Genomic DNA, 14,782 nt, shown 5'->3' on the forward strand with positions numbered 1-14,782 from the left:
CCCGTTTCCCAGAAAAGGAGACGGGGTTTTCTTTATGGAATACGGGAACGGTATCTCGATCAGGCGCTTTTGTATTTCACGTCCGGCGCCCAGACATCCAGCCAATGCAGGATCTCGTCGGCACTGATGGGCGGCGAAAAATAGAAACCCTGGAATAGACGGCAGCCACAGTTTTTCAGGAACTCCAGCTCCTCGCGGGTTTCAACGCCTTCCGCCAGAACGTCCAGCCCCATGTTCTTGGCCATTGCCAGCATGGCGCCGGCAATTCTCTGCATCTTCGGGTTCCTGTCGAGCCCGGAAACGAACGAGCGGTCGATCTTAAGCGTCGCGACCGGTGTTTCGATCAAGGTTGCAATGGAGGAATGTCCGGTGCCGAAGTCATCAAGGGCCAGGGCGAAACCTGCCTGTTCCAGGTTACGGCACTGGGCAATCAGCTCCTGATCCGACTGGTCGAAGAGGATCGATTCCAGCAGTTCCAGCTGAATGTCCCCGGGCTTCAGGCAAGCCGCGGCAAGTTCGGCATGCAAGATCGCGACAAACTCCACCGACCTGAGGTTCGATGCCGTCACGTTCAACGAGAGCTTGCCTATGTCCCTGCCGGCGGATTTCCAGGCAGCAAAATGGGTGAACGCCTTGCACCGCACCTGCCGGTCGATTTCGGACATGATGTTTGCCCTGGTCGCCGTTTCCAGGAAACGGGCCGGTGGCAACACCCCTTGTTCTGCCGTCTCCCAGCGCGCGACCACCTCCAGGCCGCACACCCGACCCGTGACGATATCGATCTGCGGCTGAAAATAGGGAACGAACTGGCTGCGTTTCAGACCTTCTTCGATCTGTGAAACCAACCTGCTCGTCTCCTCGTGCCGCCGGATCATCTCCTTTGACAGCAATTTGACGGACGACCGGGTGACCTTGGCATCGTAAAGCGCGATATCGGAATTCGCGATCAGCCTGTCGGCGTTCTGCACTTCGCCGGGATGAAACAGAACCACGCCTATACTCGCGCTGACCTGGCAGCTGTGCCCGTTGTAGCGGATCGGCATGGCGATCGCATTCAAGAGGCGCAGCGCCATGGCATAGAGGCTTTCCTTGTCCGGAGGCTCAGCCAGAAACAGGGCAAACTCATCACCGCCAAGCCGTGCAGGAAGGTCGTTCGGACCGCATATCGCCGACAACGCCTCGGCCGTCTGCATCAGGATCATGTCGCCCGCGGTATGGCCGAAGTTGTCGTTGACCGACTTGAATTCGTCGAGGTCGATGTGAAGGAGCGCAAACACGTGCCCGGTGTCGGCCAGCTGCAACGCCTCTTCCAGACGCCGGTGCAGTGCCCCTCTGTTGGCAATCTCCGTCAGCGGATCCTGTGAGGCCTTCTTTTCCGCTTCGATCTTCGCCGCCTTCAATGCGGTTGCCATCTTCTGGCTGTCCTCCAGAAGCGTGCGCTGCGCTTCGAAGGAGTAGAAGAGATCGATGGAGAAGTCGTTCGGTTTGAAGTCGGTTTCCGTCAACCCGAAACGCTCGACGACCTGTGACAGGTGAAGACCGAAGGACAGGTCAAGAAACACTGTGTCCTCGTCCGCAGCAGCAAGGGCGAAACCGCGAAACTGTATAGGCTCGCCATCCTGCGGACATGCGGAAAGGACCAGTTTCGTGCCGAGCCTTTCGCGAACACAGGCCATGGATCTGACGTTACGCGGCCGCTCAACCGTGAAGACGTCGAACAAGCTTGCTCCCGACGCTTCCGGCCCGAGGATCCGTTCAAGGGTTGGGCCCAGTCCACTGATCCGGCCGCGACTGTCCAGAACAACATGCATTGGAAATAGCATGTCGATGGCCTTGCAGGTCAGATCGAGTTTGGATGCTGTCAAATTCCGGCCTCGGTTCTCATGGGCTTGAGTGCAGTGTCGAGGATCCGGATTTCAAAGATGTCGTGATCCGCCTGTTCCGATTTCACCGCGACCTGGTTGACCTCGATGCTCTCACCGGTCTCCTTGGCGAGACCATGCAGAAGTCCGATGACCATCGGCGCCAGTCCGTCACGATCGGAATAGTAGTGCAGAATGCAGGATCCATCTTCCTTCTGGTCGACCTCGAAGGACGGCGGCTTCAGATGTGGCATCGACAGCAGGATCCGGTCGTGCATGTCATCGAGCCCCTTCAACTGCTCGATGAAGGAATTGCCGGCAAGGCGCATCAGATTGCCGAAATGCGAGGCGCCTGCGTATTCGACCCAGTATTTTCCGAAGATGCTCAGGACGTCCGATGCAGGCAGGCCGGTAAAGCTGCAGATGGCACCGACGAGCTTGTAGGTGATGGCATCGTCATAACTCGACATTCTTTCAAATTCGAGTTCCTCCAGGCCCGCGGTTTCGCAAATGCTTTGCCAGGCCTCGGGTCCGTGGTTGTCCAGAATGAAGGTGCGAATGCCTTCGTTCACCATTCCATACATGCAGACTCCTCCAGAGTTAGCATTGTGAGTATACGAATTTGCTTACGTCAGCATTAATCAGCTCCAGACATATGTCTGTTTTTAACTGCCATTACTGACAAACAATCACTACTTCCGCGCGAGTTTTCCGATTTAATTACCCAACGTTTCTTTTTCTCCAAATAACCCATTGAGAAAAACAACAATGAATACCTGGAACTCTTGCCGGAAGAAGGTGCATCGTTTGAGGTATCGGAAAGGCAATGCAAACCTTCGTGTCCGGCTCGGCCGCGTCTTCGGTTCGGCCCCTTGCCGGACAGACGGCTTGCAATCGTCATGCAATCCCTCCATCCTCCGCGATCAATCGAGCGTTCATGGGAGGAACGATCCGACGGTTTGAAACCGGCGCAAACGGCCGGAAGACCCGAGGTCGGCGGTCGCATTTATGAAAGACCATGTCGAGACAGTTCTGCGAACCGTGCAATCGGGATCGGCGCCTGCGCTGTCCCGGATTGCAGCTTCGTGGCGCAGATCGATCGACAAGCACGGCCTGGACCCTGCCACCCACAAGGCGCCCCAGCGCATGGGGGACGACCAGCTTTACCGGCGGCGGGAAGAGACAGGTGCTTTCCTGAAAATCGCCACGCCGAAACTGGACCAGTTATTCGGCCTGGTCGGTCAGTCCGGCTGCACGGTTCTGCTGACCGACGCGGAGGGGGTTGTGCTTGACCAGCGTTGCATGAGCGCCGATGCGGACATCTTTCAGGACTGGGGTCTCAGCCAGGGCACCGACTGGAGCGAAGCCGCCGTCGGCACAAACGGCATCGGCACCTGCCTTGCCGAGGAACGCAATCTGATCGTCCACCGGCAGGAACATTTCCTGGCTCGCAATGTCGGCATGAGCTGCATGGACGCGCCGATCTATGGTCCGGACGGCAGGCTCGCCGGTGCACTCGATGTGTCTTCTGCCCGTTCCGACCAGACGGAAACCTTCAACCGGTTGATCGCAGCGATGGTCTCGCAGACTGCAAGACAGATCGAGATCGAAACCTTCCGCGCCGCTTTTCCTGCCGCCCGTATCATCGTCGCCGACGGGGAAACCACCGATACCGCAATGCTGCTTGCCGTCGACGCCGACGACATCGTTCTCGGGGCAACGCGCGCTGCCAGAAAGGCCTTTGGGCTTGGTGCAAGCGGCCCTCTGAAGCCCCTGCCCGCTTCCGATCTGCTTGGCCGCGAGGATGGCCCCAGCGGCTTTGAGAAGGCCGAAAGGGCTGCCGTCATTCGTGCACTGGCGCGGGCCGGCGGCAACGTTTCCGAAGCCGCGCGCGCGCTCGGCATCGGCCGGGCAACCCTTTACCGGCGAATGAAACGGCTGAACATAGACTGATATCCCTGCTGACCTGTCTCAGAACTGAGACACATGCCGGACACAGGCATCTGCCCCCTCCTACCACTGCGCAAGTTCCTCCGGCACAGTCCGCCCATTCCCGGTGGAGGACCGGGACCTTCGGCCCGTCGCAGCTTCGGTTGCCTGACCGCCGATCTTGTGGAGGAACCCAGATGAATCAGATGCCCAGTTTTTCCGTCGACACGACGTCTCCGTTCAAGTCCCGCTACGACAACTATATCGGCGGCAAATTCGTTGCGCCTGTGAACGGACGGTATTTCAACAACATCACGCCGATTTCCGGCGCCACCGTTTGCGAAGTCGCCCGTTCCGATGCCGCAGACGTTGACCTGGCGCTTGATGCGGCCCATGCGGCCAAGGAAGCCTGGGGCCGGACCCCGGCAGCAGAGCGTGCCAATATTCTGCTGAAAATCGCCGATGTCATGGAGCAGAATCTCGACATTCTGGCCAAGGCAGAAACCTGGGACAACGGCAAGCCGATCCGCGAAACCACGGCAGCCGATATTCCGCTTTCCGTCGACCACTTCCGCTATTTCGCAGGCGTTCTGCGCGGCCAGGAAGGCTCCATGTCGGAGATCGATGCCGACACCATTGCTTACCACTTCCATGAGCCGCTCGGCGTTGTCGGGCAGATCATTCCCTGGAACTTCTCCATCCTGATGGCTGCCTGGAAACTGGCTCCGGCGCTCGCCGCCGGCAACTGCGTCGTTCTGAAACCGGCCGAGCAGACCCCGGCGGCAATCATGGTGCTGGCGGAGCTCATCGGCGGCCTGTTGCCGGATGGTGTTCTCAACATCGTCAATGGCTTTGGTGCAGAGGTTGGCGCGCCACTCGCCAAGTCAAATCGCATCGCCAAGATCGCCTTTACCGGGTCGACCGAAACCGGCCGGATGATCATGCAGTACGCAACCGAGAACCTCATTCCGGTAACGCTGGAACTGGGCGGCAAGTCGCCGAACATCTTCTTTTCCGACGTCATGAGCGAAGACGATGCGTTCCTCGACAAGGCCATCGAGGGCTTTGTTCTGTTCGCCTTCAACCAGGGTGAAGTCTGCACCTGTCCGAGCCGGGCCCTGATCCAGGAAGACATCTACGAAGCCTTCATTGAACGGGCGATCGCCCGTGTGAAAGCCATCAAGCAGGGTGACCCGCGCGCCATCGAGACCATGGTCGGTGCCCAGGCCAGCCGCGAGCAGCAGGACAAGATCCTGTCCTATCTGACCATCGGGGTCGAGGAAGGTGCACAAGTGTTGTGCGGCGGCGCGGAAGCGAAGTTCGACGGCGACCTTTCCGGCGGCTTCTACGTTCAGCCGACCATCCTGAAAGGCCACAACAAGATGCGGGTCTTCCAGGAGGAAATCTTCGGCCCGGTGGTGTCCGTCACCACGTTCAAGACCGAAGAAGAAGCCCTGGCGATTGCAAACGACACCATGTACGGCCTCGGCGCCGGCGTGTGGTCGCGTGATGCCAACCGCTGCTACCGATTCAGCCGCGCCATCGAGGCAGGCCGCGTGTGGGTGAACAACTATCACGCCTACCCGGCCCATGCGGCCTTTGGTGGCTACAAGCAGTCCGGCATCGGCCGTGAGACCCACAAGATGATGCTGGATCACTATCAGCAGACCAAGAACATGCTGGTCAGCTACAACCCGAACAAACTCGGGTTCTTCTAAAGACTGCCGGCGTTACCCGATCTTGTCCTGGCAGTGATGCGGGGCAGTCTTCGAAAGAAGGCTGCCCCGTTTTCCGTTGAAGCTCCGGGAACGGCAGCCTGTTCATCGTCAAAGTTCTTCTGCAATCTCTTCCAGCAGATCTGCAAGCGCCTCAGGCTCGCTCACCATGGCATCGTGGCCTGTCGCGATCCGAGAGACCGGCCATCCCTTGGCCTGTGCCCGGGCCAGCGCGACTTTTGCCGGCGGATACGGCGGGTCAGTGCATTCGATGTAATGGGCTGGAAGACCGTTTCCGACCGGGTGCTTCAGGTCCAGTGCCGTGGTGAAGGTCCGGAACGGGTGCGGTGTCAGGCGCGGTTTCAAAAAGGCAACGTCGTCTGGCTTCGTGATGCCAAAACTTTCCGGCGGGGCTGGCGGCAGCGACAGGCCACCGCTGCTGGTTTCCGCCAGCTTCCTGCGGTCTTCGGCAAGATCTTGCGGCAGAAGATCGAACCAGGTTTCCCCACTCTCCAGCATAATCGCGTCGAGATAGACCAGCTTCGCGATGCGCTCCGGCACGAGGTCCACAACTCCGGTGATCGGAATGCCGCCAAAGCTGTGGCCGACTAGAATGACGTCCGCCAGGTCCTCGAACTGAAGATGGCGCACGATATCTTCCACGAAGGTCCGGATCGTGATGTCCGGCGAAAGCAGATGCGAGCGCTCGCCAAGGCCCGTCTGCGTTGGTGCGGTCACGCTATGCCCACGTGCCCGCAGGATGTTTGCCAGACGCGACCAGCACCAGCCGCCATGCCAGACACCATGGACGCAAACGAAAGTCTGCTGTTTCAAGAGCCCCTCCCCGCTTCACCGCCTATTCGGCGGCTTCGGCCGCCATCTGGAAATCGCGCCGTACCTTCAGTTTGTGCCCGACTTCGACAATAGCTTCCAGTGCCGGAATCAGATCCTGGCCCAGATCCGTCAGCTCGTATTCAACGGAAGGTGGCGATGTCGGGCGGACATGGCGCAACAGCACACCGCGGCCTTCCAACTCTGAAAGGCGCTGTGACAACACCTTGCCGGACACAGGAGGAATATCCGCCTTCAGCTCGTTGAAGCGGCGGGGGCCTGCCCGCAGGCTCCAGATGACGTTGGGTGCCCAGGCTCCGGAAATCACCTGCATGCACTGGGTCAGACTGCAAGGGGTCGGCGGTTTCGGGCTCAGATTCTTGCGCATTTTCAAGGCCATGGGCACCACACGATCTTCAAGGGTCCAAGGTCACGCGGGAACCATCAGGTTTCTGCCCGGTAACTCGATAATGCAAGTTACCAATAGAAACCTACTTGTCAATGGTGACTTCAAAAGACACCTTCCGGGCATCGATACAAACCAAGGAGCCAATCGATGAAACTGTTCTACAAACCCGGTGCCTGTTCCATGGCTGCTCATCTCCTGCTCAACGAAGCCGGAGCCACCTACAGTCTCGAAAAAGTCGATACGACCGCGGGTCTGACGGAGACCGGCGCAGCATACGCGCAGACCAATCCGCGCGGCTACGTGCCGGCACTTCGGTTTGAGAACGGTGACGTTCTGACGGAAAACGTTGCAATCCTGCATTGGCTTGGCGAGCAGTACCCGGACTTTGCGACGGATACAGCTGGCAAGCCGCTCGACCGGTTCCGCGTGCTGGAATTGCTCAGCTTCCTGTCCTCAGAGCTTCACAAAGGCTTCAGTCCGTTCTTTTCCGGCAAGGAATTTTCTGAAGCAGAAGCAGCTGAAAACCAGGCTAAGCTGAATACCAAGCTCGGCCAGTTCGATGCCTTGCTGGCCAAGGGCGGCGACTATCTTTTGGGAGATACCTTCTCCGTTGCCGACGCCTATGCCTTTGTCATCTTGAACTGGACGAACTTCATCGGCGTGTCTCTTGGCGACTGGCCGAAGACGGCAGCCTATGTTGAGCGCATCCGTGCTCGCCCGGCCACCCTGAAGACCCTTCAGGAAGAAGGCCTGGCGGCATGAGCAGTGCCTTGGCTGCGCTGGAAAAGGTCATATCCGACTATTTCGACGCGCTTTATCACTGCGATACCGACCTGCTGCAGCAAGTGTTTCACGAGAAGGCAATCTACGCCACGGCGGACGAGACACCCCTGCTCTATCGCACGATGGCCGAATATGTACCGGTCGTCGCCGCCCGCCAGTCGCCGGCGTCCCGGGGTGAGGAGCGCCGCGATGTCATCGACGAGATCCAGTTCGCCGGTGAGAACACGGCCTTTGCCAGAGTTCGCTGTTCGATCGGCAACAACGATTTCACCGATTTCCTGACCTTCGTGCGGGACGAAGGCCGCTGGCAAATCATGGCGAAGATCTTCGAAATTCGACCACGCAACGAAGGAGTGGCCTGACATGCCTTACGTGAATATCCAGGTGACCCGTGAAGGGGTGACGGCGGAGCAGAAAGCCAGGCTTATCAAAGGCGCGACGGACCTACTGGTTGACGTTCTCGACAAGAACCCGGCAACCACCTTCGTGGTGATCGAGGAAGTGGACCTTGAGAACTGGGGCGTCGGCGGCCTGCCGGTGGAAGAATACCGGGCAAGGCAGCTGGAAAAACAGGGCTGAACGGTCAAATGGAAGCCGGGACAATCCCGGCTTCTTTCTTTGCCGCGTTGCGCTTCCCTCTTTCAGTTCCTCGCCACTGCCCGGAAAACCCTGGACTATTTCGTTCGTCCCAAACATTCGTCATTGCAGGGCGCGACCCTGCAATCCATGCCGTGACCGTGCCTCAGCCAGTAGCCTCAATTGGCGGATGGGGAACGGCATGGATGCCATGGTCGGGCCATGGCATGACGGAGGAAGTGGAGAGGGATGATGGGAAGGCTGAATGGTGCTCACCTGGACGTCACCAAACAAGTGCAAAGAGTTTTTGCTGTTGTCCAATCGACGCGAGAATGGTCTGTCTGAGAAGACACATCGACATCAAAGCAGATCTCGCATGCCCCGCACGCTTTATCAAACCATCCTCGGCCCCGAGTTCGACAAGGTACCGGCAGAAATCCGGCGGATGCACAGCTTCGCGCGGGTGGCGCGGGGCACCGCGGATGTCACCCGGGGAAGCTCGTGGGGCGCAAAGCTGATTTGCCGGCTGGCGAAGTTGCCGGAAGCACGGATGGGTGTTCCGGTCGAGACCAGCTTTGAACCTATCGTGGGTGGAGAGCGCTGGACCCGGCGGTTTGACGGGCAGCCGTTCCAGACCGACATGATGGCCGGTAAAGGCGAAGCGTATCCCTGCATGCTCGAGCGCCTTGGACCGTTCCTGTTCAAGATGCGGGTAACGGCAAGTGACAAGGGCATCGACATCACCCCGGCAGAAGTTTCGCTTGGACCGCTTCCGCTGCCGCTGCCGCTGCCGCTGCGCATCGCTCCGAGAGCAGTCGGGCGCGAGCGTGTTGTCAATGGAAGGTACAGTTTCACCGTAGAGGTGACCTTCCCGCTGATCGGGAAGGTCTTCGGCTACAACGGCCGGCTGGAGCCGGCCGTTCTGATCGATGATGCAAAAGCCGTCTGACCGGCCTCACTCGAAGCCGACCAGGGCCTTGCGGCGTTTACCGACAGAAATCGACAAACGGTCGTTGGCCTGAAGATCGCCTGTGGCAATGCGGCGGCGCGCGTCGTCGACGATCTGGTTGTTGAGGCGAACGCCTCCACCTTCCACCAGACGCCGTGCTTCGCCGTTGGATGCCGCAAAGCCAACGGCGACCACAAGCTCCAGAAGACCGAGACCGTCTGCCAGAATTTTCAGCGGCAGACTGTGGGTCGGTTCCAGGATCTCGCCCTCGCCTGAAAACAGGGCATCGCCTTGCTGCAAGGCGCCGCGCGCTTCTTCCGGGCCATGAACGATTGCCGTCACCTGGGTTGCCAGGATCTTCTTGGCTTCGTTCAGCTCCGCCCCTTCCAGCGCCGCAAGTCGTTCGATTTCGCTCATCGGCAGCTCGGTAAAAAGGCGCAGGCACTTGGCGACATCTGCATCGGCGGTGTTGCGCCAGAACTGCCAGAAGCCGAAGGGCGACAGGTGTTCGGGATGCAGCCACACGGCACCCGCAGCCGTCTTGCCCATCTTCGCACCGCTGGCGGTGGTCAGCAGAGGAACAGTGAGGCCGTGCAACTTGCGGCCATCACGGCGGCCGAGTTCCACACCATTGACGATGTTGCCCCATTGATCGGATCCACCGACCTGCAGCGCACAGTCATGACGCTTTGCCAACTCCAGAAAATCAACGGCCTGCAGCATCATGTAGCAGAACTCCAGAACCGTCAGCGGCATCTGAGCATCGAGGCGCGACTTGACGCTGTCGAAGGTCATCATGCGGTTGACGGTGAACTGGGAGCCATAGTCGCGGAGGAATTCCAGGAAGCGGAATTCATTGAGCCATTCCGCATTGTCGACCAGCAAAGCCCCATCTTCGCCGTTCATATCCACGAGACGCTCAACGGATCGTCGTATGCTCGCGATGTTGGCTGCGATCTGGCGTTCTTCCAGCATCGGCCGGGCATCCTTGCGGAAACTCGGATCGCCGATCTGACTTGTGCCACCGCCAAGCACGACGATGGGACGATGGCCGAGCTTCTGCAGCCAACGCATGGTCATCAACGGCATCAGGTGGCCGACATGAAGACTTGCCGCCGTGGCATCGAACCCGGCGTATGCGGTGATCGGCCCTTGTGACAGCGTCTGGTCGAGCGCCTCGATATCCGTGCATTGGTGCACAAGACCACGTTCCAGAAGCACGGCAAGTGCTTCCGATTTGAGTTTTGTCGCCGGTTTGCCGGCTTCGATCATATGTCTGGTCATTTTTCGCTTCCTGGTTCCCCCGCCAGGAAGCTCGGGTCTCTAGAAACCAAAAAGCCGCCTGACGCGGCGGCTTTTGAGGTGTCTATGGGGTGAACAAGATCCTACGCAGCCGCCGGTATGTCGGTGACGTAATAAAAATACACGAAGGATGCGCTCATCTTGGTCATGCCAGCTTAAATGCGTTAGGGCGGGAAAAGAGTCAAGGCTGTTGTGTTCGTGACGTTCCAGACCCCGGCAAGTGTAACCGGAATGCCTCAAGGCTGCGCGCGGTCAAGAAATCCCACCTTCCCCTGTGCGACAGGCGTGCGCTTCCGCACATCTGGCCGCGTTACGACAACCCGAGTTTCCGTTCGCCGCGATCCAGGATAACCGGAACGATCAGGTCTTCCTCGTCATCCAGATGGCGCATCAGGCCGGAGATCAGGGTGTCGCTGACACCGGCGAAACTGTCGGCCGCGCGGCGGATGGCATCGCGGTCTTTCGTCTGCAATTGCCCGAACAGCTTGTTGGCGCTCTTGATCACCGCCTCAATGCGATGGTGGATCAGTTCGTGGTCGCCCTCCAGTAGCTCAAAGCCATCCACCAGGCGCTTTTCGGCTTCCATGAACACCGGGAAATAGTGCTCATCCTCGATCATGTGGTGGTGATGCAGCTCACTGAGAAACTGTTGCAGACGCGGGGCAAAGAGGTTGCCGAAACGGTTTACCGGGAGCCGTTGTTCGCGGAAGTCGGTCAGGATCGTATCCAGGTCAGCACCGAGCTGACGGAAGCCGTTATGCCGTGCGAGCCAGAATTCGGTCAGTGGGCCGAGGTTCTGGTGACCCGGCCAGTCTTCGCGCGGATGTTCTTTCAGAAGGAACAGCCACTCCTGCGGAAGTCCGGTCCGTTCATCCAGATTGGTGGTGTTGGTCATGGGTTTCAGGTCCGGTCAGAGAGAAGGTTTGCCGACCTTATACGCATGTTTTGGCCTGTCATGCGGAAACAGTGTGTTCACTCCCCGGGAACAGACGTCACTGCACCAGTTTGCCCAGCACCTTCCAGAGCGCTTCGGTGTCCCCCGGCTCCAGATGCCTTGTGAATTCGGTTTCCACCGCTGCCCGGTAACACGGCCACATGGCCTTCAAGAGCATCTCCCCTTCCTGGGTCAGACGCACCGAGACACCTCTACCGTCTTCCGGGCTCTTCAGCTTTTCGATGTAGCCCGCAGCGGCCAGCCGGTCGAGCAGGCGCGAAACATTGTACTGGGCCAGCAGCATCCGCTTTTCGATTTCGACCGGACGCAAAGTTTTGTCCTCTGCCCGGCTTAATTCCAGCAGCACATCGTACCAGCCAAGAGGTGGGAATCCGGCCGCCTTCAGGCGTGCCTCGACCCGTGCCAGCACGTTGCCGCTTGCACGCTGCAGACGGGCCCAGGCGTCGATGGCCTGGGGGACGGTTTCGGCGGAATTGCTCATGGCCAAGAAATAGAAAATTTATGCAATTGCATCAATCTTGATTTTTCATGCATATGCATCCACCTTAATGCAGATGCATGAAAAGGAGTTTCCAGATGCCCGACACACTCACGCTGATCAGCCATGCGCTTTGCCCTTACGTGCAGCGCGCGGCGATCGTCCTTCATGAAAAGAATGTTCCGTTTGACCGGGTTACCATCGACCTTGCCGACAAACCGGACTGGTTCCGCGCGGCCTCACCACTCGGCAAGGTGCCGCTGCTGAAACTGGGTGGTGATCGCTATCTCTTCGAATCCGCCCCGATCGTCGAATTCCTGGACGAGACAGAAGGGAGCCGGCTGCACCCGGAGGACACTGCCGAACGCGCGCGGCACCGGGCCTATATCGAATTCGCCTCGCAGATCCTGAACGGCATCGGCGCGCTCTACAACGCCAGGGACGACACCGGGTTTTATGCTGCGGGTGAAGCACTTCGTGCAAAGTTCCGTCATCTGGAAGGTGAACTTGATCCGGACGGTCCCTTCTTCGCCGGTAGAGCCTTTTCGCTCGTCGATGCGGCTTTCGCCCCGGTGTTCCGCTATTTCGATGTCTTTGAGACGTTCTTGACGCTTGCGATGTTTGACGACCTCGACCGGGTTCTTGCGTGGCGTGGCAAGCTTGCGGCCCGTACATCGGTTCAAGAAGCAGTTACTGCGGACTATCCAGCGTTATTGACCGCCTTTCTGCGAAACCGAAATAGCTGGATCTCCCAACTTCTCGACTTGCGCAGCCGGGAGCGATCACTCCTGGTCGCACACTGAGGCCTTCAAGCGCAGCCGGACATGGCTCCGACTGCGCCCGCTTCAGGCGAAAGCTGCGCCGAGTTTGCCCAACTCGCCTTTGAGGTCCGTCCATCTGTCCGGCGTCGTGGTTAGTGTCGCAGGATCCCTGATTTCGACGTCATAGCCCCGGTTCAACGCACCTTTTGCGGTCAGCTGAACGCAGTGACAGGCATCAAGCCCAACCAGGACCAGCCGCCCGATCCGCTTTTCCTCAAGCCAGGCTTCAAATTGCGGACTGGAGAAACTGTCACCGATCGACTTCTCAAAGACCGGAGCATTGCCGACAGCAAGTGTTCGGTCGAGCTTCAAACCGTCTCGCCCCGGTGTGCCGATACCGCCCGCCGACATCTTCATGGCCACGATCACCGGCCAGTCGCGGAAGACATTCTTGACGAAAGCGACCTGGTGGCCTGCCATCCGGTGCGCTTCCACCTGGCGTCCTATTTCGGCAAGCACGGCGTCTCTCTGGCCTGCGTCAAAAGCGTGTTTGCCGGTGTTCCTGGTGAAGTCCTCCTGCACGTCGATGACCACCAGAGCTGTGCCCGGCCGCATTGACCTGTCGATACTTGCGCCCTTTGTCGGCGTCCCCAGCCGCCGCAGGCAATAAACGATATAGGCGACAACGCCTGCGGCACAGAGCCCGGCCGCAATCCAGATACCGGTCATGTGACCTCTCCTGTTCGTGAAATTATTCCAGTGCCTTGGGCCGATCCGGGTCGTCCTCGAACGCGGCAAAATGATCAAGCATGGTGCAGAGCACCCGCTGCGTGGAACGCAGATCGTCGTCCGAGAAGAGCTCGCAGACTGTCTCGATTTCGTCAGTCTCCCGTGCCCGGATTTCGCCGAACCGGTCGTGCCCCGCTTCGTTCAAGGCAAACAGTGGTGATCGCTTGTGCGCCGGATTGGCCCGGCGCTCGACCAGTCCCTGCTCTTCCAGAGCGTTCATCAGCAGCTGGATCTGCTGGCGGGCAAGAAACAGCGCCCGGCCGATCTCGGGTACCGCCATCGGCCCAGCCTCCTCCAGCACTTCCATGACCGCTCGCATACCGACGGTCACGCCGGTTCCCTCCAGCTTGGCCTCCACCGCCCGCGCAAGCCGGCGGTGCACGGGGCGTATCAGGCGGATGATTTCATAAAGCTCGACGGACTTCTTCATGGACACCTCATTTGACAACTTGTATGTCATTTTGACATTTATATTGTCAATAAGAATTTTGAAGGCCCCTGTGTGTCATCACCCTGGAATCGAGGGCCCTAAGCCAGACGTTTCGATGCCGGTGAAAACCAGGTTCCGTGCCTTGGCGAGGGTTTGGAGCTATACTGCCGGCCCCGTTCGTAGTCTGGAGCGAACCATGAGCAATCAGGAGGGCGTCCCCCGAAACGGAACATTCGCCGAGCGATACGACAGTGTCATGGTGCCGGTGATCTTTCAGCCTTGGGCACAAGAGCTGCTCCAACGGCAACCACCCCAAAACGGAGACCGGATCCTGGACCTTGCGTGCGGCACCGGTGCGGTAATCCGTGAAGTCGCGAGCCATGGAATCGGGTTCGCAAAACTGGCCGGCGTGGACATGAGTGCGGGAATGCTGGCCGTTGCAGCCGAAAAGGCCAGCGTAAACGGGATAGACGCAGAATGGTTCGAGGCGACCGCAGGCAATCTGCCGTTCCCTGATGGCGGCTTTGACCTCGCTTACTGTCAGCAGGCTTTGCAGTTCTTCCCCGATCGTGTCGGAGCCCTGCGCGAACTTCACCGCGTTCTGGCACGCGGGGGTCGCGTCGCCTTCTGCGTTTCCCGCGGTCTGTCAGAAAATCCTCTGCTGATGGCGCAGGCAACCGCATTGGAAAAACACGTCGGCGCAGAGGCGGGGGCAGCCGTTCGTGCGATCTGCCAACTCTCCGACCCTGAAGAAATACGATCGAACTTCGAGGCCGCCGGGTTTCTGGATATCCAACTGGAGACAGTTTCACTGACGCTTCATCACCCGGATGGCCGTGCGTATGCCGCCGGAGCCATGGGCGGCATGCATACCGGAGACAAGCTCTCCCGGCTATCCGAAGACGACAGGAACGCCTGCTTCAATGATTTCCTGAAAGAACTGGGCCCCTGTTTTGACGGCAAGGCAATCCGGTTTCCTCACGTCTCCAACGTGGTGACAGCGCACACCTGAG

The 14,782-nt window shown here is 59.1% G+C and carries 18 protein-coding genes; 8 read left to right on the forward strand and 10 right to left on the reverse strand.

Annotated elements, in window-relative coordinates:
• Positions 1-59: 59 nt before the first annotated feature.
• Genes HCG46_RS10770 through HCG46_RS10780 form a run of 3 tightly spaced genes read right to left on the reverse strand, consistent with a single transcriptional unit; the run spans position 60 to position 2,763 of the window.
• Positions 60-1,865 carry an EAL domain-containing protein gene (locus tag HCG46_RS10770; RefSeq protein WP_168686175.1) on the reverse strand — a complete coding sequence of 602 codons (1,806 nt, stop codon included), beginning with the start codon at positions 1,863-1,865 and terminating at the stop codon, positions 60-62.
• On the reverse strand, positions 1,862-2,446 hold the full coding sequence (locus tag HCG46_RS10775; protein ID WP_062490227.1) for a heme NO-binding domain-containing protein: 585 nt from the start codon (positions 2,444-2,446) through the stop codon (positions 1,862-1,864). The genes HCG46_RS10770 and HCG46_RS10775 overlap by 4 nt, the downstream gene beginning before the upstream one ends.
• 53 nt (positions 2,447-2,499) lie before the next feature.
• Positions 2,500-2,763: a hypothetical protein gene (locus HCG46_RS10780; RefSeq protein WP_168686177.1), complete on the reverse strand. Its 264-nt coding sequence runs from the start codon at positions 2,761-2,763 to the stop codon at positions 2,500-2,502.
• 107 nt (positions 2,764-2,870) lie between these two features.
• On the opposite strand from HCG46_RS10780, the gene HCG46_RS10785 reads away from it, so the two are divergent.
• A complete protein-coding gene (locus HCG46_RS10785) occupies positions 2,871-3,815 on the forward strand; it encodes a helix-turn-helix domain-containing protein (protein ID WP_205838465.1) in 945 nt (314 codons plus the stop codon).
• Between the two features lie 173 nt (positions 3,816-3,988).
• Complete coding sequence (gene adh, locus HCG46_RS10790; protein ID WP_168686179.1) at positions 3,989-5,509, forward strand: aldehyde dehydrogenase; 1,521 nt, start codon at positions 3,989-3,991, stop codon at positions 5,507-5,509.
• A gap of 108 nt (positions 5,510-5,617) precedes the next feature.
• Here adh and HCG46_RS10795 read toward each other — a convergent pair whose 3' ends face one another.
• Positions 5,618-6,340: an alpha/beta fold hydrolase gene (locus HCG46_RS10795; RefSeq protein ID WP_023014631.1), complete on the reverse strand. Its 723-nt coding sequence runs from the start codon at positions 6,338-6,340 to the stop codon at positions 5,618-5,620.
• A 22-nt stretch (positions 6,341-6,362) separates the two neighbouring features.
• On the reverse strand, positions 6,363-6,725 hold the full coding sequence (locus tag HCG46_RS10800; RefSeq protein ID WP_228148064.1) for a helix-turn-helix domain-containing protein: 363 nt from the start codon (positions 6,723-6,725) through the stop codon (positions 6,363-6,365).
• Between the two features lie 168 nt (positions 6,726-6,893).
• On the opposite strand from HCG46_RS10800, the gene HCG46_RS10805 reads away from it, so the two are divergent.
• The 4 genes from HCG46_RS10805 to HCG46_RS10820 all read left to right on the forward strand — a co-directional run bounded on the left by HCG46_RS10805 (position 6,894) and on the right by HCG46_RS10820 (position 9,054).
• Positions 6,894-7,508 (forward strand): glutathione binding-like protein, encoded by a 615-nt coding sequence (locus HCG46_RS10805; protein ID WP_075282282.1) that lies wholly within the window; start codon positions 6,894-6,896, stop codon positions 7,506-7,508.
• Entirely contained in the window at positions 7,505-7,891 is a 387-nt protein-coding gene (locus HCG46_RS10810) for a nuclear transport factor 2 family protein (RefSeq protein WP_055657861.1), read from the forward strand. The genes HCG46_RS10805 and HCG46_RS10810 overlap by 4 nt, the downstream gene beginning before the upstream one ends.
• 1 nt (position 7,892) lies before the next feature.
• Entirely contained in the window at positions 7,893-8,108 is a 216-nt protein-coding gene (locus HCG46_RS10815) for a 4-oxalocrotonate tautomerase family protein (RefSeq protein ID WP_152508317.1), read from the forward strand.
• Positions 8,109-8,481: 373 nt separating this feature from the next.
• Positions 8,482-9,054 (forward strand): DUF4166 domain-containing protein, encoded by a 573-nt coding sequence (locus HCG46_RS10820; RefSeq protein ID WP_168686182.1) that lies wholly within the window; start codon positions 8,482-8,484, stop codon positions 9,052-9,054.
• Positions 9,055-9,060: 6 nt separating this feature from the next.
• Here HCG46_RS10820 and tyrS read toward each other — a convergent pair whose 3' ends face one another.
• The 3 genes from tyrS to HCG46_RS10835 all read right to left on the reverse strand — a co-directional run bounded on the left by tyrS (position 9,061) and on the right by HCG46_RS10835 (position 11,792).
• Positions 9,061-10,338 (reverse strand): tyrosine--tRNA ligase, encoded by a 1,278-nt coding sequence (tyrS, locus tag HCG46_RS10825; RefSeq protein ID WP_023001993.1) that lies wholly within the window; start codon positions 10,336-10,338, stop codon positions 9,061-9,063.
• 328 nt (positions 10,339-10,666) lie between these two features.
• The gene (locus tag HCG46_RS10830; protein WP_062490238.1) at positions 10,667-11,251 is read right to left on the reverse strand and encodes a hemerythrin domain-containing protein; all 585 of its coding nucleotides are present in this window, start codon (positions 11,249-11,251) and stop codon (positions 10,667-10,669) included.
• Positions 11,252-11,348: 97 nt separating this feature from the next.
• Positions 11,349-11,792, reverse strand: a complete 444-nt coding sequence (locus HCG46_RS10835; protein WP_168686184.1) for a MarR family winged helix-turn-helix transcriptional regulator — start codon at positions 11,790-11,792, stop codon at positions 11,349-11,351.
• Between the two features lie 95 nt (positions 11,793-11,887).
• Here HCG46_RS10835 and HCG46_RS10840 point away from each other — a divergent pair, with 95 nt between their 5' ends.
• On the forward strand, positions 11,888-12,592 hold the full coding sequence (locus HCG46_RS10840; RefSeq protein ID WP_168686186.1) for a glutathione S-transferase family protein: 705 nt from the start codon (positions 11,888-11,890) through the stop codon (positions 12,590-12,592).
• A 42-nt stretch (positions 12,593-12,634) separates the two neighbouring features.
• On the opposite strand, the gene HCG46_RS10845 is transcribed toward HCG46_RS10840, so the two are convergent.
• Positions 12,635-13,279, reverse strand: a complete 645-nt coding sequence (locus tag HCG46_RS10845; RefSeq protein WP_168686188.1) for a cysteine hydrolase — start codon at positions 13,277-13,279, stop codon at positions 12,635-12,637.
• A 22-nt stretch (positions 13,280-13,301) separates the two neighbouring features.
• On the reverse strand, positions 13,302-13,769 hold the full coding sequence (locus HCG46_RS10850) for a MarR family winged helix-turn-helix transcriptional regulator (RefSeq protein WP_152508322.1): 468 nt from the start codon (positions 13,767-13,769) through the stop codon (positions 13,302-13,304).
• Positions 13,770-13,965: 196 nt separating this feature from the next.
• Between HCG46_RS10850 and HCG46_RS10855 the strand changes: the two genes are divergently transcribed.
• A complete protein-coding gene (locus tag HCG46_RS10855; protein ID WP_168686190.1) occupies positions 13,966-14,781 on the forward strand; it encodes a methyltransferase domain-containing protein in 816 nt (271 codons plus the stop codon).
• Position 14,782 lies beyond the last annotated feature (1 nt).

Source organism: Labrenzia sp. PO1, assembly GCF_012273635.1.
In the GTDB taxonomy this organism is placed as follows: Bacteria; Pseudomonadota; Alphaproteobacteria; order Rhizobiales; family Stappiaceae; genus Roseibium; species Roseibium algicola.